Annotated in this window: 17 protein-coding genes and 1 pseudogene; all 18 read left to right on the top strand. The window is 44.4% G+C overall.

What is annotated here, in order from left to right; genetic code table 11:
- The first annotated feature begins 1 nt into the window (after position 1).
- Complete coding sequence (gene trpD / locus AC30SH_RS04380; protein WP_489582399.1) at positions 2 to 1,003, top strand: anthranilate phosphoribosyltransferase; 1,002 nt, start codon at positions 2 to 4, stop codon at positions 1,001 to 1,003.
- A 34-nt stretch (positions 1,004 to 1,037) separates the two neighbouring features.
- Positions 1,038 to 2,468 carry a bifunctional indole-3-glycerol-phosphate synthase TrpC/phosphoribosylanthranilate isomerase TrpF gene (gene trpCF, locus AC30SH_RS04375; protein WP_489582188.1) on the top strand — a complete coding sequence of 477 codons (1,431 nt, stop codon included), beginning with the start codon at positions 1,038 to 1,040 and terminating at the stop codon, positions 2,466 to 2,468.
- A gap of 309 nt (positions 2,469 to 2,777) precedes the next feature.
- On the top strand, positions 2,778 to 3,926 hold the full coding sequence (hybO, locus tag AC30SH_RS04370) for a hydrogenase 2 small subunit (protein WP_489582187.1): 1,149 nt from the start codon (positions 2,778 to 2,780) through the stop codon (positions 3,924 to 3,926).
- Position 3,927: 1 nt separating this feature from the next.
- Positions 3,928 to 4,968, top strand: a complete 1,041-nt coding sequence (gene hybA / locus AC30SH_RS04365; protein WP_489582186.1) for a hydrogenase 2 operon protein HybA — start codon at positions 3,928 to 3,930, stop codon at positions 4,966 to 4,968.
- Positions 4,961 to 6,186 (top strand): annotated as a pseudogene (gene hybB, locus AC30SH_RS04360) (Ni/Fe-hydrogenase cytochrome b subunit). The gene hybA and the pseudogene hybB overlap by 8 nt, the downstream one beginning before the upstream one ends.
- Positions 6,186 to 7,895: a hydrogenase 2 large subunit gene (gene hybC / locus AC30SH_RS04355; RefSeq protein WP_489582185.1), complete on the top strand. Its 1,710-nt coding sequence runs from the start codon at positions 6,186 to 6,188 to the stop codon at positions 7,893 to 7,895. Before hybB ends, hybC begins: the two are co-directional and overlap by 1 nt.
- Positions 7,895 to 8,374, top strand: coding sequence for a HyaD/HybD family hydrogenase maturation endopeptidase (locus tag AC30SH_RS04350; protein ID WP_489582184.1), 480 nt, complete (start codon positions 7,895 to 7,897; stop codon positions 8,372 to 8,374). The genes hybC and AC30SH_RS04350 overlap by 1 nt, the downstream gene beginning before the upstream one ends.
- Positions 8,375 to 8,517: 143 nt before the next feature.
- The gene (hybE, locus tag AC30SH_RS04345; protein ID WP_489582183.1) at positions 8,518 to 9,027 is read left to right on the top strand and encodes a hydrogenase-2 assembly chaperone; all 510 of its coding nucleotides are present in this window, start codon (positions 8,518 to 8,520) and stop codon (positions 9,025 to 9,027) included.
- A gap of 29 nt (positions 9,028 to 9,056) precedes the next feature.
- Positions 9,057 to 9,332 (top strand): hydrogenase maturation factor HybG, encoded by a 276-nt coding sequence (hybG, locus tag AC30SH_RS04340; RefSeq protein ID WP_489582182.1) that lies wholly within the window; start codon positions 9,057 to 9,059, stop codon positions 9,330 to 9,332.
- A gap of 120 nt (positions 9,333 to 9,452) precedes the next feature.
- Positions 9,453 to 9,722: a YgjV family protein gene (locus tag AC30SH_RS04335; RefSeq protein WP_489582398.1), complete on the top strand. Its 270-nt coding sequence runs from the start codon at positions 9,453 to 9,455 to the stop codon at positions 9,720 to 9,722.
- Between the two features lie 218 nt (positions 9,723 to 9,940).
- Positions 9,941 to 10,207, top strand: a complete 267-nt coding sequence (locus AC30SH_RS04330; protein ID WP_311352584.1) for an oxaloacetate decarboxylase subunit gamma — start codon at positions 9,941 to 9,943, stop codon at positions 10,205 to 10,207.
- 15 nt (positions 10,208 to 10,222) lie between these two features.
- Positions 10,223 to 12,019 (top strand): sodium-extruding oxaloacetate decarboxylase subunit alpha, encoded by a 1,797-nt coding sequence (oadA, locus tag AC30SH_RS04325; protein WP_489582181.1) that lies wholly within the window; start codon positions 10,223 to 10,225, stop codon positions 12,017 to 12,019.
- A 10-nt stretch (positions 12,020 to 12,029) separates the two neighbouring features.
- The gene (locus tag AC30SH_RS04320; protein ID WP_489582180.1) at positions 12,030 to 13,334 is read left to right on the top strand and encodes a sodium ion-translocating decarboxylase subunit beta; all 1,305 of its coding nucleotides are present in this window, start codon (positions 12,030 to 12,032) and stop codon (positions 13,332 to 13,334) included.
- Positions 13,335 to 13,584: 250 nt separating this feature from the next.
- A complete protein-coding gene (locus AC30SH_RS04315; RefSeq protein WP_489582179.1) occupies positions 13,585 to 14,340 on the top strand; it encodes an SDR family oxidoreductase in 756 nt (251 codons plus the stop codon).
- On the top strand, positions 14,333 to 14,773 hold the full coding sequence (locus AC30SH_RS04310) for a hypothetical protein (RefSeq protein ID WP_485862006.1): 441 nt from the start codon (positions 14,333 to 14,335) through the stop codon (positions 14,771 to 14,773). Before AC30SH_RS04315 ends, AC30SH_RS04310 begins: the two co-directional genes overlap by 8 nt.
- A gap of 9 nt (positions 14,774 to 14,782) precedes the next feature.
- Positions 14,783 to 15,982 (top strand): tryptophan synthase subunit beta, encoded by a 1,200-nt coding sequence (gene trpB / locus AC30SH_RS04305; protein ID WP_489582178.1) that lies wholly within the window; start codon positions 14,783 to 14,785, stop codon positions 15,980 to 15,982.
- Positions 15,979 to 16,785 carry a tryptophan synthase subunit alpha gene (gene trpA, locus AC30SH_RS04300; protein ID WP_109858824.1) on the top strand — a complete coding sequence of 269 codons (807 nt, stop codon included), beginning with the start codon at positions 15,979 to 15,981 and terminating at the stop codon, positions 16,783 to 16,785. The genes trpB and trpA overlap by 4 nt, the downstream gene beginning before the upstream one ends.
- A gap of 215 nt (positions 16,786 to 17,000) precedes the next feature.
- Complete coding sequence (pyk, locus tag AC30SH_RS04295) at positions 17,001 to 18,440, top strand: pyruvate kinase (RefSeq protein ID WP_489582177.1); 1,440 nt, start codon at positions 17,001 to 17,003, stop codon at positions 18,438 to 18,440.
- Positions 18,441 to 18,556 lie beyond the last annotated feature (116 nt).

The following is an 18,556-nucleotide window of genomic DNA, read 5'->3' as shown; positions in this document are numbered from 1 at the left end:
GATGGAAAACCAAGCTCTATTAGAAAAACTTTATGGCGCACAAACCTTAACCGCCACGGAAAGCGAAACCTTATTTAACGCCATCATGTTGGGAGAATTAAGCAACGAACAAATCGCCGCCATATTAGTGGCTCTAAAAGTGCGTGGCGAAACCATCGATGAAGTCAACGGTGCCGTATTAGCCGCCGTTAAAAATGCCAAACCGTTTCCAACACCCGACTACCCCTTTGCTGATATCGTCGGCACAGGCGGTGATGGTGCCAATACCATCAATATTTCTACAGCGTCCGCTATTGTCGCTGCGGCTTGTGGTGCCAAAGTAGCAAAACACGGCAACCGTAGCGTTTCCAGTAAAACCGGTTCAAGCGATTTATTAACCGCATTGGGTGTCAATATCGCTATGTCAACAGAACAAGCCCGCAAAGCATTGGACGACATTGGCATCAGCTTCTTGTTTGCACAGCAATATCATCCGGGCTTCAAATATGTGGTGCCGGTACGCCAAGCCTTAAAAACCCGTACGCTCTTTAATATTCTTGGTCCGCTTATTAATCCGGCTCGTCCGAAACGTCAATTGCTCGGCGTTTATTCTCCCGAACTGATTGATATTTACGCCAAAACCGTTGCCCAATTAGGTCACGAACACACGATTATCGTGCACGGCAGTGGCTTAGACGAAGTGGCAATTCATGGCGCCACAGATGTAGCGGAAGTGCGTAACGGCAAGATTGAACGTTATACCCTAACACCACAGGATTTTGGCTTCCAAGTCAAACCACTGGAAACTTTGCGTGGCGGAGAACCGACAGAAAATGCGCAAATGATTACCGCACTTTTACAAGGCAAAGGCAAAGCGGAACACAACCAAGCCGTTGCCATGAACACTGCCCTCTTACTAAAACTGTTCGGACAAGAAGATATTAAAGATAATGCACACCGGGTATTGGATGTGATTGCGCAAGGCAAGCCGTTTGAAACCTTACAGAAATTGACGACCTATTAATTTAAAGTCCCGTTTTCAAAAATAAGACATAAACATGATCACACAAGACTTTTCCAAACCACTTGAAACCGCCACGGTGTTACAAAAAATCGTGCTCGATAAAGCCGAATGGATAAAAACCAAAGAAGCGGAATTTCCGTTAAGTGAATTTGAAAAAAACATTCAAAAATCCGACCGCTCTTTTTATGATGCGTTGGCAAAAGGCACGCACCAAAAACCGGCGTACATTTTAGAATGTAAAAAAGCCTCGCCGTCCAAAGGATTGATTCGTAGCGAATTTAAACCGACAGAAATTGCGCAGGTCTATAAACACTATGCCAACGCGATTTCTGTGCTGACCGATGAAAAATACTTCCAGGGCGATTTTGCCTACATCAAACAAGTTCGCGACGTTGTCACACAACCGGTATTATGCAAAGACTTTATGATCAGCGAATATCAAGTTTATTTGGCGCGTTTTTACCAAGCCGACGCGATTTTACTTATGCTTTCGGTGGTGAACGACGAGACTTATCGCATCTTAGCCAATTTGGCACATTCTCTCGGCATGGGCGTGTTGACCGAAACCAGTAACGAAGAAGAATTTGAACGCGCCTTGGCGTTAGGGGCGAAAATTATCGGTGTAAATAATCGTAATTTGCACGATTTAAGCGTAGATTTAAACCGCGTGGTGGCATTAACCACCCGATATGCCGACCGCATTCCTTCCGACGTACGAATCATCAGCGAATCAGGCATTTACAATCATCAGCAAGTACGCGAATTGCAACAAGTTGCCCACGGCTTCTTAATTGGTAGCAGTTTGATGGGCAATCCAGATTTAAACAACGCCGTGCGTGAAGTCATTTTCGGTGAAAACAAAGTGTGCGGTTTAACCCGTGAGCAAGACGTAAAAACCGTTTACGAAAGCGGTGCATTATACGGCGGGTTAATTTTTGTCGAAAATTCCAAACGTTGTGTCAGTTTACGCCAAGCCCAAGAATTGGTGACGGCCGCCCCACTTCGTTTTATGGGCGTGTTTCAAAATCAAGAGATTGATTTTATCGTGAAAATCGCGCAGCAGTTACAGCTCTATGCCGTTCAGTTGCACGGCGATGAAACAGCGGAATTTATCACCGCACTTCGAGCCGAATTGCCTAAAAGCATTCGCATTTGGAAAGCCATTTCCGTGGATGTAACCCATCAAAGTGCGGTGGTTTTTGACGACGTTTCTGCGATTGATCGTTTTGTTTTCGATAGCAAGTCGGGTGCACAACAAGGTGGTACGGGTGAAACTTTCGATTGGTCGCTGATTCCGGCTCATTTGAAACATAAAATCCTGTTGGCAGGTGGCATCAATCCAAATAATATTGATGCGGCGTTAGCACAACATTGTGTTGGTGTTGATCTGAATTCCGGCGTGGAACGTGCCCCCGGTATAAAAGACGCTGAAAAAGTGCGGTCGGTTTTTGCAAAGATTTTATAGCGTCACAAGACCACACAATAAATAATGGTGCACAATATCCAATATGCGCCTTTTTCTTTTCTTAATTCAGCCTTTTCTGCGATCAAATCCGTTTTTCTCTGACTCCAAATAAAATCTAATACCTAGTTATAGTTACAATAATTTAACAAATGAGAATTAATCGCAATTAATCTATAAAAACAAAAGGTTACATCCTATATTCGGATAAAAAATAGGGATATTCTTGATGACGATCAAATAATGTTCCACTTTATGAGCATATCATAGCACCGATAACCATATATAAAATGTGTGAATTGGAGTGAATATATGCAACGAAGCGATGGATTATTTTCTGCCTTAGCCGATGTTTCCCGCCGGGATTTCATGAAATTATGTACCGCACTTGCGGCAACAATGGGGCTAAGTAGTAAAGCAGGTGCGCAAATGACAGAAGCCTTGACGGCACCTGCTCGTCCGCCGGTGTTATGGATTGGTGCACAAGAGTGTACTGGATGTACAGAATCTCTGCTACGTGCCACTCACCCGACGGTGGAAAATTTAGTATTGGAAATGATTTCCTTAGAATACCACGAAGTCCTTTCGGCCGCGTTTGGGGAACAAGCTGAAGATAATAAACACAACGCCATGCATAAATATTATGGCAAATATGTTTTAGTCGTCGATGGTTCCATTCCGGTGAAAGACGGTGGTGTTTATTGTATGGTCGCCGGTAAACCGATTGTAGAACATATTCAAGAAGCGGCAAAAGGTGCTGCAGCCATTATTGCGATTGGTTCCTGTGCCGCCTGGGGTGGTGTGCCATCCAGCGGTGGCAACCCAACCGGCGCCAGCAGTTTAACTGACGTATTACCAAAAGGTACGCCGATCATTAACATTCCGGGCTGCCCGCCGAATCCACATAACTTCCTTGCAACAGTCGCTTACATTCTTACTTATAAGAAATTGCCGGCAATGGACAAACTCAATCGTCCGCTATTCGCTTACGATCGCTTAATTCACGAAAACTGTTATCGCAGACCACACTTTGATGCCGGGCGCTTTGCCAAAGAGTACGGCGATTATGGTCACCGTAATGGATGGTGCTTATACCATCTCGGTTGTAAAGGCCCGGAAACTTACGGCAACTGCTCTACCTTAGAATTCTGTGATGTTGGTGGTAATAACTGGCCGGTCGGTATTGGGCACCCTTGTTATGGTTGTAACGAAAAAGGCGTCGGCTTTACCAAAGGCATTTTCCAATTAGCCGGGGTAGAAAACCCAACACCACGCGTTGAAAAACCGGATGTCAACAACACCGAAGGTTCAGGGGCGACCATGACAGCCATCGGTTTATTAGGCGGTGCTGCGGCAATACTCGCCGGCGTGAGTGTGGTGACTTTGCGCGAATTAAGCATTCAACATAAAGCCCGTGTCGAAGCCAAAGCGGCAGAAAAAGAACAACATACAGGTAAATAACATGGATAGACGAAAATTTCTAAAAGCCGGTGTGCTTGGCGGGATTGCTTCCACTTTGCCTGTGTCGAGTGCGCAGGCATCGGACGCGATTGAGCCCATTCCCGGTGCGCTTGGAATGCTTTACGACTCTACCCTTTGTGTAGGTTGTCAGGCATGCGTGGCGGAATGTCAAAACGTGAACCACACACCCGTGAATCCAAAAGGTGATCAAACTTGGTCAAATAACGACAAACTTACGCCGTTCACACGTAATATTATTCAAGTGTGGATCGATGGTGACGGTAAAAATAAAGACCAAACAGAAAACGGCTATGCTTACGTAAAAAAACAATGTATGCATTGCGTTGACCCAAACTGTGTTGCCGTTTGCCCGGTTCAAGCCCTTACCAAAGATCCTAAAACCGGTATCGTGAAATACGATCCTGATATTTGTACCGGTTGCCGTTATTGTATGGTGGGTTGTCCTTTTGATGTACCAAAATACGACTACGACAATCCGTTCGGCGAAATCAGCAAATGTGAACTTTGTAACCAAAAAGGTGTTGAACGATTGGATAAAGGCGAATTACCGGGTTGCTGTCATGTTTGCCCGACAGGTGCCATTATTTTTGGTACACGTGAAGAATTATTGGCGGAAGCGAAACGTCGTTTAAGTTTATTACGTGGCACTGAATATGATTACCCACGTCAACACGTTAATAGCACTGATAAATACCGTGCTACCGTGCCGGCATATCAATATCATATCTACGGTGAAAAAGAAGGTGGTGGTACACAGGTACTCGCCTTAAGTGGTGTGCCTTTTACTAACCTTGGTTTACCAGACTTAGATGAAGTCGCAACAGGTTCTCGTGCGGCGCATTTACAACACTTCTTGTATCGCGGTTTAGCATTGCCATTAGTCGCACTGGCTGGTTTAACCTTTATGACTTACAAAAATATACATGGCGATAAAATCGCTGAGCGTATTGCAGCACAAAAAGAAGCCATGCGTCAGGCACGCAAGGAAATTGAAGAAGCGGAGGATGAGCATCATGAGTAATCCACGTCCGGTAGGCGGTCGCCTTATTCTGCCGCCATTCTCTTTTTTGCTCCCCTTGCCGTGCTTTGCGTTTTATTAATTTTAAAACGTTTGGTTTTTGGTATCGGTTCTGTAACCGCACTTAATGGCGGTTATCCTTGGGGGTTATGGATTGCCTTTGACTTACTTGTTGGTACAGGATTTGCCTGTGGCGGTTGGGCTCTTGCTTGGACCGTGTATATTTTCAACAAAGGGAAATATCACGCTCTTGTTCGCCCGGCATTGCTTGCTAGTTTATTCGGTTATTCCCTCGGTGGTTTATCTATCACCATTGATATGGGACGTTATTGGCATTTACCGTATTTCTACGTTCCGGGACAGTTCAATACCAATTCCGTGTTGTTTGAAACGGCATTTTGTATGACGGTGTATATCATTGTTGTCACCTTAGAATTTGCGCCGGTATGGCTTGGTTTCCTCGGTTTGAAGAAATGGTTTAATAAACTCAATAAAATCATGTTCTTCATTATTGCCTTGGGTGCCTTGTTGCCGATGATGCACCAATCTTCCATGGGTTCCTTGATGATTGTAGCGGGACACAAAGTCCATCCGGTATGGCAAAGCTATGAAGTGTTACCGATTCTCTCCTTGCTTACTGCTTTCATTATGGGTTTCTCTATCGTGATATTTGAAGGTTCCTTAGTGAAAGCCGGTCTTGCAGGAAAAACACCGGACGAGCGTCATTTATTTACTCAACTGGCGCGTGTCACTGCAGGCTTGATCTTCTGCTTCCTAGCCGTGCGTTTTGGTGAGTTGATTTATCACGACAAACTGCAAATGGTTGTAGGTTTCGATAAATTAACTAAATTTGAAGCATGGATGTTCTGGATGGAAGTCTGGTTGATGGTATTACCATTACTAACCCTCTTCCTTGGGGAGAAAAAATCAGATTCCCGTTGGTTATTTATTTCGGCATTAAGCATGTTACTCGGTGCAGCATTATGGCGTATGAACTACTCGCTTATCATGTATAATCCGGGCAACGGCTATCAATATTTCCCATCAGCGGAAGAATTGCTTATTTCAATCGGTTTCGTCTCTATTGAGGTTGTAGCCTATATTTTAATCATTCGTTTATTCCCTGTATTGCCGGTATTTAAAGAAAAACATACCGAAGACTCAGAAAAAATTATTGCCGAAAAAGCGGCATTCAGTAAAAAACTTAGCGGAGCAGAATAATGTCAGAAAAAAAACGTATTTCAATTGACCCGATTACCCGTATTGAAGGTCATTTACGTATTGATTGCGAAATTGAAAACGGTGTTGTCACCAATGCTTGGTCCTCCGGCACCATGTGGCGTGGGATGGAAAATATCGTAAAAGGTGCGGATCCGCGTGATGCATGGATGATCATGCAACGTATTTGTGGCGTATGTACAACTACACATGCCATTATCAGCGTACGTGCGGTCGAAGATGCCATCGGTGCGAAAGTGCCGGTGAACGCACAATATATTCGTAACATGATTCTTGCGGCACACACGATTCACGACCATATTGTACATTTCTATCAACTTTCCGCGATGGACTGGGTAGATATCACTTCTGCCTTAAAAGCAGATCCGGAAAAAGCGGCTGATATGCTAAAAGGCGTATCCACATGGTCATTAAACAGTGCCAATGAATTCCGTAACGTACAGAAAAAAATTCAGGCATTAGTCGATAGCGGACAACTTGGTATTTTTGCCAACGGCTATTTCGGTCATGCTGCAATGAAACTCCCACCGGAAGTGAATCTCATTGCCGTAGCACACTATTTGCAAGCCCTTGAATGTCAACGTGATGCTAACCGTGTAGTAGCATTGCTCGGTAGTAAAACACCACACATTCAAAACTTAGCTATCGGTGGCGTGGCAAACCCAATTAATTTGGATTCACAAGCCGTGCTTAACCATGAACGCCTCATGTTTGTGAAAGCCTGTATTGATCGTTTAGGCGACTTTATCAATCAAGTTTATAAAATCGATGCAGCTGTATTTGCGGTTTTCTATCCGGAATGGTTCAGCCTCGGTAAGACATCCGGCAACTACTTAGCCGTACCGGAATACCCGATTGATGCGGACAATTCTAAATTCATGTTGAAAGGTGGTTATGTAGAAAATGGTGATTTATCCACCATCCGTGTCATTGATCAACAAAAAGACGAATTTGTTGTAAAAGGCATTAAAGAAAGCGGTAAACACGCTTGGTATGAAGACGATGAGCCATTAGAGCCTTGGGCTGGTTTAACCCGTCCAAAATACACAGGCTGGCAAGATGACGGTAAATATTCTTGGGTAAAAGCTCCAACATTCTACGGAAAAGTCGTGGAAGTAGGCCCTCTCGCCTATTTAATCTGCGGATTAGCATCCAATGACAAACCAACCGTTAAACATTTTAACGAAGTAAAAGGCATTTACGAAAAATTAACCGGCAACACGTTAGCCACCGAGCAATTACACTCCACCCTTGGACGTATTGTCGCTCGTACCGTACATTGCTGTACGCTAAATGACGTTTTAGGTACGCAATGGCAAATGCTCATTGATAACATTGCGAAAGGCGATACTACCGCTTATATCAAAACTGACATTCCGGCAAGCGGTGAATTCCGCGGTGTAGGTTTCGGTGAAGTGCCACGTGGTATGCTTTCTCACTGGGTCGTGATCAAAGACGGCCGCATTGAAAACTATCAAGCTGTCGTACCATCTACTTGGAACTCCGGTCCACGTAACGAGCAAGACCAAATGGGACCTTACGAGCTTTCCATTATTGGTACGCCGGTGGCAGATCCAACGAAACCGTTAGAAGTGGTGAGAACCATTCACTCCTTCGACCCTTGTATGTCATGTGCCGTACATGTGGTTAACACAGAAAATGGTGAAGTGACCGAAGTTAAGGTGCTGTAATGAAGCCGTTGATTCTAGGTGTCGGAAACATTTTATTAAGTGATGAGGGCGTGGGTGTGCGTGTTGCGCAGGAACTTGAAAAACGCACTGAAATTCAACCGCACTTTGACATCATCGACGGTGGCACTTGCGGCATGGAATTGCTGGAAATCATGGCAAAGCGCGAGCATTTGATTATCATCGATGCCGTGCTTGCCAATAAGCAACCAGGCGAGATTATCGTATTGCACGACGAACAAGTGCCGACGTTTTTCTCGCGCAAAATCTCACCGCATCAACTCGGTATTTGTGATGTACTTTCGGCCCTCAAACTGACAGATGAGTTTCCACAAAATCTTTGTCTCATCGGTATCCAGCCAGAATCTTTGGAAGCCGGTATCGGATTAACGGAAACGATACAAAAAGCATTACCGAATGTTTTTGTAACCTTGAATCAAGTAGTAAAAGAATACGGTTTGAACTTAAACACCCCTCTTTAGAAAAGAGTGGCTGGGGGAGATTTGACCTAATTAATAATAGAGATAGGTGTTAAATCTCCCCTAACCACTCTTTACGAAAGAGGGGAATTTTCTTTAAGATTTCACCTACCATTCTTTAATCTTATTAATATTGACAAACAACCATGTACCGACACGAAAAAACACCTGAAAATACCACCGCACTTTTAACCTCCGTTACCGGCTTTGATGAAAACCCAACGGATCTCTTTCTTGCTGAAATGCAAAAAATTGTTCCTGAAATGCAAGATCTCCCCTTCTTTCATCACAATATTGAATGTTTCTGCCCAAAATTCGTTTTATTTGAAGGGCAATGGGTCGGCTCGGTGTTAACCCCATGGATGATTAGCGTCGTTATTCTGCCGGGCCCGCAACAAACGTGGGAACCGCGAGAGTTAGGGGATAAACTCACTGTACAACTGCCTTACAAAGCCCTTACTTTTACGGTCAGTGGCATTGAAACCGTACCGCAATATTTAAGCTGTTCCTTACATTCCCCGCTTGATCCGAACCTTACCAACGAACAAGCAATCCAACTGACACAGGATTGCCTACGCATGATTTTATCCATGCCGACCAAACAAGCGACCTTTGATCCAGATCGCCGCAATTTATTTAAAGCAATGATAAAATAAGCGAAAATTTTAATCGGAGTAAATGAATTATGTGTTTAGGCGTGCCCGGTCAAATTGTCAAAATCGGCGACAGCGCATTACAACTTGCCACCGTGGATGTTTGTGGTGTGCAACGTGATGTGAATATTTCCCTTATCTGCAGCGATGACCCTAAACCTCTGCTTGGCAAATGGGTTCTCGTCCACGTTGGTTTCGCAATGAGCATCATTGATGAAAAAGAAGCCAAACAAACTCAAGAAGCCCTGCTTGCCATGAGCCAGCTGGAACATGAAGTAGGCGATTTTTTGGGTTTGAATCAGCAGTAACGCGAGATATTGAATGGCAATAATTTGAAGAAAAGCAGGCTTTCAGCTTGCTTTTTGTTTTCATCTTTCTGTGTTTTGTTTGCAAGGTGCGCTTATTTACAATATTACTCCCCTCATTTTATATCTAACTCCCTGGAGGCATTCATGTTCGAAATCGATTCTATTGAGCTTTTAGGCTATGTCGCAACATTCTTTGTGGCTGCATCATTTTTATTTAAATCCATCGTTTCTTTAAGAACCGTTAACTGCATCGGGGCAATTTTATTTGTGATCTATGGTCTTCTTAAAGGCTCCTATCCCGTAGCGTTATTGAATATCTTCTTAGTTTTGGTAAACCTTTATCAGTTATGGCGCTTAAAAAAGAAAAGCACGTTAGTCAGTGTAAAATAGCCACAATAGAATTTCTCTTCAAATGCGTACTCATGACTTATTAAATTTGTCATAAGGTACGCATTTTTATTTTTAGATAAGCCTAAACTTCCCTTAAAAAGCACCGCACTTTTTCCCTCCCTCTCCCCCATTTCACTCAATTTATGATCTCAATCACGGTTTTGTGAAAATGACTTGGGTAGAATAAAAATCCCATATTAAATATAAGGATACGACTAATGACTTCGGCAGAACTTTTCGGTGAAGGAATTAATCTGATGTTTTCAGGGATGGGTTTTGTATTGGTCTTTTTGCTCATTTTGATTTGGGCAATCGGGCTGATGTCAAAGCTGATAAACAAATATTTTCCTGAACCTCAACCCTCGCCAAAAACGCCTTCAAATTCCACCGCACTTTCTGCGACACCTACTGACGATTTTGAGCGTTTGCGCCCTGTAATTGCAGCGGCTATCGCGCACCATCGCCGTACCCAACAGTTCAAATAAACTAAGGATTTTACTATGACTAAAAAAATTAAAATGACCGAACTGGTGCTTCGTGATGCACACCAATCTCTTTTCGCGACCCGTTTACGTCTTGATGACATGTTGCCGATCGCACAAGAATTAGACAATATCGGCTATTGGTCGTTAGAAGCTTGGGGTGGTGCAACCTTTGACAGTTGTATTCGTTTTTTAGGGGAGGATCCGTGGGTACGTTTGCGTGAATTGAAAAAAGCCTGCCCGAAAACCCCGTTGCAAATGTTATTGCGCGGTCAAAACCTGCTAGGTTATCGCCATTATGCCGATGACGTAGTGGAACGTTTCGTAGAACGTTGCGTAGCAAACGGTATGGACGTGTTCCGTGTGTTTGATGCGCTCAACGACCCGCGTAATATGAAAGCGGCATTGCAAGCCGTGCGTAAATTCGGTGGTCATGCACAAGGGACATTAAGTTACACCACCAGCCCGGTACACACCATGCAAACTTGGCTCGATACCACCGAACAATTATTGGAAATCGGTATCGACAGCTTAGTGATTAAAGATATGTCAGGTATTTTGAACCCAATGGCAGCAGCAGACTTAGTACGCGAAATCAAAAAACGTTTCGACGTGGAATTACATTTACACTGCCATTCGACTACCGGTATGGCAGAAATGGCTCTCTTGAAAGCCATTGAAGCAGGCGTAGACGGTATCGACACAGCGATTTCTTCCATGTCCGGTACTTACGGTCACCCGGCAACAGAATCCATGGTAGCGACCTTACAAGGCACCGAATATGACACTGGTTTGGATATTCCGCGTTTGGAAAAAATCGCGGCCTATTTCCGTAATGTACGTAAAAAATACGCCAAATTTGAAGGTCAGCTACGCGGTGTAGATAGCCGTATTTTAGTGGCACAAGTGCCGGGTGGTATGCTCACCAACTTGGAAAATCAATTAAAACAACAAAACGCTTCCGACAAATTGGATTTGGTTTTGGAAGAAATTCCTCGCGTACGTAAAGACTTGGGTTACATTCCACTTGTTACTCCAACCTCTCAAATTGTCGGCACACAATCGGTTATTAACGTGCTCACAGGCGAACGTTACAAAACCATCGCGAAAGAAACCGCAGGTATTTTAAAAGGTGAATACGGCAAAACGCCTGCACCGGTAGATAGCGCATTACAAGCTCGTGTATTGGAAGGTGCGGCACCGGTAACCGACCGTCCGGCTGATCACATCGCCCCTGAAATGGCGAAAATTGAAGCGGAAGTAGCTGAACAAGCCAAGGCGAAAGGCGTGAAGTTAGCAGACAACGCGGTGGACGATGCATTAATCGTGGCGCTCTTCCCACAAATCGCGTGGAAATTCTTAGAAAACCGCAACAACCCGGCTGCCTTTGAACCGGCGCCAACCGGCAATGAAAGTGCGGTAGAAAATAAACCTGTTTCTAAAGCTGCACCAGCAGCGTCCGGCTCCGCCGTTTATACTGTGGAATTAGAAGGCAAAGCCTTTGTGGTGAAAGTCAGTGAAGGCGGCGACATTTCACACGTAGCCACAACAACTCCACAAGCTGCGCCACAAGCCGCACCTGCACTAGCAGCGACCAGTGGTGGCACACCGGTGACTGCGCCAATGGCGGGTAACATTTGGAAAGTCGTTGCAACAGAAGGTCAAACTGTCGCTGCAGGCGATGTGTTATTCATTCTTGAAGCCATGAAAATGGAAACCGAAGTCAAAGCGGCACAAGCCGGTACCGTGCGTGGTATTTGTGTCAAAGCCGGCGATGCCGTCGCGGTGGGTGATACCGTTATGAACCTCGTCTAAGGAGTTACCTATGGATAGCATTATTGCATTAATTCAGGGTATGGGACTGTTCCATTTGCAATGGGGTCAAGCGGTGATGATCGCTATCAGCTTGCTCCTGTTGTGGCTTGCCATCGCACGCAAGTTTGAGCCATTGCTGTTATTGCCTATCGGTTTTGGTGGATTATTATCAAACATTCCTGAAGCCGGGCTTGCCATGACCGCATTGGAGAATTTGCTTCATCTTGGTTCACCGGAGCAAATTGCCGTAATTGCCGCGAAATTAGGTGTCGCCGCTGATCCGGCACTCATTAAAACTGCACTTACGACAGCTTCCGGCTCTACAGTAAATCAGCTGGAAGCCTTGTCAATGGACATGGGATACAGCGCCGGGATCTTGGCTTTATTCTATAAAGTGGCTATCGGTTATGGCATTGCGCCGTTAGTGATTTTCATGGGCGTAGGCGCGATGACAGACTTCGGCCCGTTATTGGCAAATCCGAAAACGTTGTTACTTGGTGCTGCGGCACAGTTCGGTATTTTTGCGACCGTACTCGGTGCATTGGCATTGAACTATTTCGGTATTATCGAATTCACGCTCCCACAAGCGGCATCCATCGGTATTATCGGTGGTGCAGACGGCCCAACCGCGATTTACCTCACCAGTAAACTCGCGCCAGAATTGCTCGGAGCCATTGCCGTAGCGGCTTATTCCTACATGGCGTTAGTGCCCTTAATTCAGCCACCGATCATGAAAGCCTTAACCACGGAAGAAGAACGCAAGATCCGCATGACACAAATGCGTCATGTGAGCAATCGTGAAAAAGTGTTATTCCCAGTGATTTTGCTGTTGCTCGTTGGTTTGCTTTTACCGGATGCAGCCCCATTGCTCGGGATGTTCTGTTTCGGTAACCTCATGCGCGTCAGTGGTGTAGTAGAACGTTTAAGCGACACCACACAAAACGCCTTGATTAACATCGTCACCATCGTGCTTGGCTTGTCTGTGGGTTCCAAACTCATCGCCGATAAATTCCTACAACCGCAAACCTTGGGTATTTTAATTCTTGGCGTAATTGCTTTCGGGATCGGTACCGGCAGCGGTGTATTAATGGCTAAATTGATGAACAAATTCAGCAAAAACAAAATTAACCCACTCATCGGCTCTGCCGGTGTGTCTGCCGTACCAATGGCTGCACGGGTTTCTAACAAAATCGGTCTGGAAGCAGATAACCAAAACTTCCTACTCATGCATGCCATGGGGCCGAACGTTGCCGGTGTGATTGGTTCCGCCATCGCCGCCGGGGTAATGCTGAAATATGTGGGTGCCATGATGTAGCATTGAAAATGCGGCAAAAAAAGCACCGCACTTTAGGTTCAAGCACGCTATTTTCTAGCGTGCTTTTTTCTTTCCCATCAATTCATTGCAAAAAACAACTGCACTTTTCCCCATTCTCTTGTAAATTTCTTTATTAACGCGCTATATTTTTTCGTACTAGTGTAGTAGTATACTCTACATCATAGAAAGTGCGGTCATTTTTCTAAATGAATTTTTCCGTACCCCAATTCCACAACAAGGAGAAATAAACATGACAAAAATTGCATTGGTCACAGGCGCCACCGCCGGCTTTGGAAACGCCATTTGTCGCACGTTATTGAAAGCGGGCTATTTAGTGATTGGTACAGGAAGAAGACAAGAACGTTTAGCGCAATTAGAACAAGAATACGGCAGCCAATTCTTTCCTCTTGCATTCGATATTTCGGATCGTCAAGCAACTGAAAATGCATTCAAAACGCTGCCGACAGAATTACAAGCCATCGATTTATTAGTGAATAACGCAGGCCTTGCCCTTGGCTTAGAAAGCGCAGATAAAGCCGATTTAGACGATTGGGAAAAAATGATTGATACCAACGTGAAAGGTTTAGTCAGCATAACCCGTTTAGTGTTGCCGCAAATGGTGGCGCGTAATCAAGGACATATCATTAATTTAGGCTCTATCGCAGGAAATTACGCTTATCCGGGCGGTAACGTTTACGGCGGGACGAAAGCTTTCGTGAAACAATTCAGTTTAAACCTCCGCGCAGATTTGGCCGGCACCAATGTGCGTGTTTCCAATGTAGAACCCGGTTTATGTGGCGGCACGGAATTTTCCAACGTGCGATTTAAAGGCGACGATGCCCGCGCAGCACAAGTGTATGAAAACGTGCAATATGTCACGCCACAAGATATTGCCAATATCGTCCTATGGCTTAATCAACAACCGGAGCACGTGAATATTAACCGCATTGAAGTAATGCCGACGGCACAAACCTTTAACCCGTTAAAAGTGAGCAAAAATGACTAAACAACCCAGCAAACTTTCCCGCTTTTTAACTGAAATTACTGAGCCTTATTTAGCCTTTTTACGTGGGCTAACGCCTGCCTTGCTGTTTTTTGTGCTGTATATGGTGATGACGGAATACATTAAAGATCCGGAGTTTAGAAAAAGATTATTTTTCTACATTAATGAGCCTGATTTAATCGACATCGTCTATTATGTCATCCGCTGCTTTGTCGCCATTCCATTGTTAATTATGCTCTCGGCTTACTTACTCAGTTTACGGAGTTTTTACTTAAAGCAACAAAATATCCTTGCCGAGATTGGTTTTAGCCCGATGGCAACCTTTTTACTTTGGGCAATTTTTTGGTTAATTCAACTGATTTCAAGTGTATTTGTTGTTTTATTCGCTGTCATAAATTTCTACAAAATCTACGATAGCCTGTTTTTAATGTCATAAGGAAAGCCTATGTCAGACACGATTTTAAACCCTTATTTCGGTGAGTTCGGCGGTATGTACGTGCCGGAGATTCTCATACCGGTGCTACAACAATTAGAAAAAGCGTTTGTTGAAGCCAAAGACGATCCCGAATTTCAACGTGAATTTCAGGATCTCCTGAAAAATTATGCCGGCAGACCGACCGCACTTACCCTTTGCCGTAACTTAACCAAAGGCACGAAAGCCAAAATTTATTTAAAACGGGAAGATTTGCTCCACGGCGGTGCTCATAAAACTAATCAAGTGCTAGGGCAAATTTTACTGGCAAAACGCATGGGCAAAACCCGCATTATCGCGGAAACCGGCGCAGGTCAGCACGGTGTCGCGACAGCTCTTGCTTGTGCCATGTTGGATATGCCTTGCCGCATTTATATGGGCGCAAAAGACGTGGAACGCCAATCACCCAATGTATTCCGTATGCGCTTAATGGGGGCTGAAGTGGTGCCGGTGCAAAAAGGTTCTTGCTCCTTAAAAGATGCGTGCTGTGAAGCTATGCGGGATTGGTCAGCAAACTATGAAACAACCCATTATTTATTGGGTACGGCGGCAGGCCCTCACCCCTTCCCAACCATTGTGCGTGAATTCCAAAAAATGATCGGCGAAGAAACCAAACGCCAAATTTTAGAAAAAGAAGGTCGTTTACCGGATGCCGTGATTGCTGCGGTGGGGGGCGGCTCAAATGCTATCGGTATGTTTACGGATTTTATTGAGGAACCGAATGTGCGTTTAATTGGCGTAGAGCCTGCCGGTCATGGCATTGAAAGCGGTGAACACGGCGCGCCGTTAGGCCATGCGAAAGTGGGTATTTATTTCGGGATGAAATCACCGCTCATGCAAACAGAAGATGGCCAAGTGGAAGAATCCTACTCAATTTCTGCCGGGCTAGACTTCCCTTCTGTCGGCCCACAACACGCCTATTTGCAAAGTATCGGGCGCGCGGAATACCCGAGCATTACCGATGCTGAAGCCTTAAATGCGTTCCAAGCACTGGCAAAACATGAAGGCATTATTCCTGCGTTAGAAAGTTCTCATGCACTGGCACACGCGCTAAAAATGATTCATCAGGAACCGAATAAAGCACAAATTTTGGTAGTGAATTTATCCGGTCGTGGCGATAAAGACATTTTTACCGTAGATAAAATTTTAAATGAAAAAGGAATGCAATTATGAGCCATTTTGAATCGACCTTTTCCCGATTACACGCAAAAAAGGAAGGCGCATTCGTTCCTTTCGTTACCTTATGTGATCCGACATTTGACCGCTCTTTTGAAATTATTTGTACCCTCGTCGATAACGGCGCGGATGCATTGGAATTGGGCTTCCCATTTTCTGATCCGCTATTGGACGGTCCTGTTATTCAGGCAGCCAATAATCGTGCGCTTAACGCCGGGCACAGCACGGAAGACAGCTTTAAATTGCTTGCCAAAGTGCGGTCAAAATACCCGGAGATTCCCATCAGCCTATTACTTTGCGCGAATTTAATTTTTGCAAAAGGCTTGGATAATTTTTATCAACGTTGTTCGGAAGTCGGTGTGGATACTGTTTTAGTGGCGGACATTCCATTATTGGTAAAAGAAGACTATGTCCAAGCCGCCAAAAAACACGGTGTTCAACCTGTCTTTATTTGCCCGCCGAATGCGGATCAAAAAACGATTCAAGGTGTGGCTGAAAGCAGTGAAGGTTATACGTATTTGGTCTCGCGTGCTGGCGTGACCAGCGCAGAAAACCAAACTCACGCGGCTAACTTAGATACCCTTGTAGAGCAACTCAAAGCTCACCATGCCCCGCCTATCCTGCAAGGTTTCGGCATCGCCCAACCGTCACAAGTAAAAGAAGCGCTTCAACTCGGTGCAGCCGGTGCGATTTCCGGTTCGGCAACCGTAAAAATCATTGAGCGAAATTTAGAAAATCACGCCCAATGTTTAACGGAACTCGCTGAGTTTGTTCGCAACATGAAAGCCGCTACGAAATAACGGAAAAAATGACCGCACTTTTAATGTATAAATCGTAACCAATTATGTATAAAGGCTTTTCTTGGAATCCCACAAACAGCAAGGACTTTTCCCTAAAATGTGATCTCGATCTAATTTTATTTTAAGCGTATAATGCCGACCAGTTTTTTTGTGATTAAGAAATAATCATTCACATAAAGAAAATTTTATAAGATAAACATAGATGGAGAATGTTAATGTCCAGAAAATTAAGAAGAACAAAAATTGTATGTACCATGGGTCCAACCACTGACCGCGGTAACAATTTAGAAAAAATTATTGCCGCCGGTGCGAACGTAGTACGTATGAATTTTTCTCACGGTACACCGGAAGATCATATTGGTCGTGCAGAACGTGTCCGTGAAATTGCAAAAAGACTAGGCAAAACTGTTGCAATTTTAGGCGACTTACAAGGTCCTAAAATTCGTGTATCTACATTCAAAGATGGCAAAATTTTCTTAAATGTCGGTGATAAATTTATCTTAGATGCAGAATTACCGAAAGGTGAAGGTACACAAGAAGCTGTTGGATTAGATTACAAAACTTTACCGCAAGATGTGGTTCCAGGCGATATCCTCTTATTGGATGACGGGCGCGTTCAATTAAAAGTGTTATCTACCGAAAACGCAAAAGTCTTCACGGAAGTTACTGTTGGTGGCCCATTATCAAATAACAAAGGGATCAACAAATTGGGCGGTGGCTTGTCTGCTGATGCATTAACTGAGAAAGATAAAGCGGACATCATTACCGCTGCACGTATCGGTGTAGACTACCTTGCAGTGTCTTTCCCGCGTTCTAGTGCCGATTTGAACTACGCCCGTCAATTAGCCAAAGATGCCGGTTTAGATACCAAAATCGTTGCTAAAGTGGAACGTGCTGAAACCGTAGAATCTAACGAAGCGATGGATGACATCATTTTGGCTGCTGATGTTATCATGGTTGCCCGTGGTGACCTCGGTGTTGAAATCGGTGATCCGGAATTAGTAGCGGTTCAAAAGAAATTAATTCGTCGTTCCCGTCAATTAAACCGTGTGGTGATTACTGCAACACAAATGATGGAATCCATGATCAGCAACCCTATGCCAACCCGTGCAGAAGTCATGGACGTGGCGAATGCGGTATTGGATGGTACTGATGCGGTCATGCTGTCTGCAGAAACTGCTGCAGGTCAATACCCAGCTGAAACTGTTGCGACAATGGCAAAAGTTTGTTTAGGCGCAGAAAAAATGCCGGGTGCAAGCGTTTCTCATCACCGTATGAATGTTGAATTTGACGACATCGAAGAAACTATTGCTATGTCAACCATGTTTGCAGCCAACCATATGAAAGGTGTCAGCGCCATTATTGCGATGAGTAGCAGTGGCCGTACACCGTTATTAATGTCCCGTATTAGTTCCGGTTTACCGATTTTTGCCTTATCCCGTAACCAAAAAACATTAAACTTGTGCGCATTATATCGCGGTGTAACTCCGGTCTTTTACAATGATGTTAGCCGTACAATGGAAGGTGCTCAAAAAGCAATTAGCGTGCTAAAAGACAAAGGTTTCTTAATGGCCGGTGATATCGTGTTATTAACTCAAGGGGCTGAATTTAGCGAAAGTGGTACAAACACTTGCCGTATTCTGACCGTTGAATAATTGATTGTATAAAACAAAAGGCTTAGAAACATTTCTAAGCCTTTTTTATATCAATTATGTTGTCTTTATCGTGAAGAAAATATTAACTCACTAAAAATACCTTATTTCCTGACCGC

The sequence above is a fragment of the Aggregatibacter sp. HK296 genome, from assembly GCF_980469475.1.
Note: the sequence above shows the minus strand (reverse complement) of the source record. Positions and strands in the feature narration are given on the sequence as shown.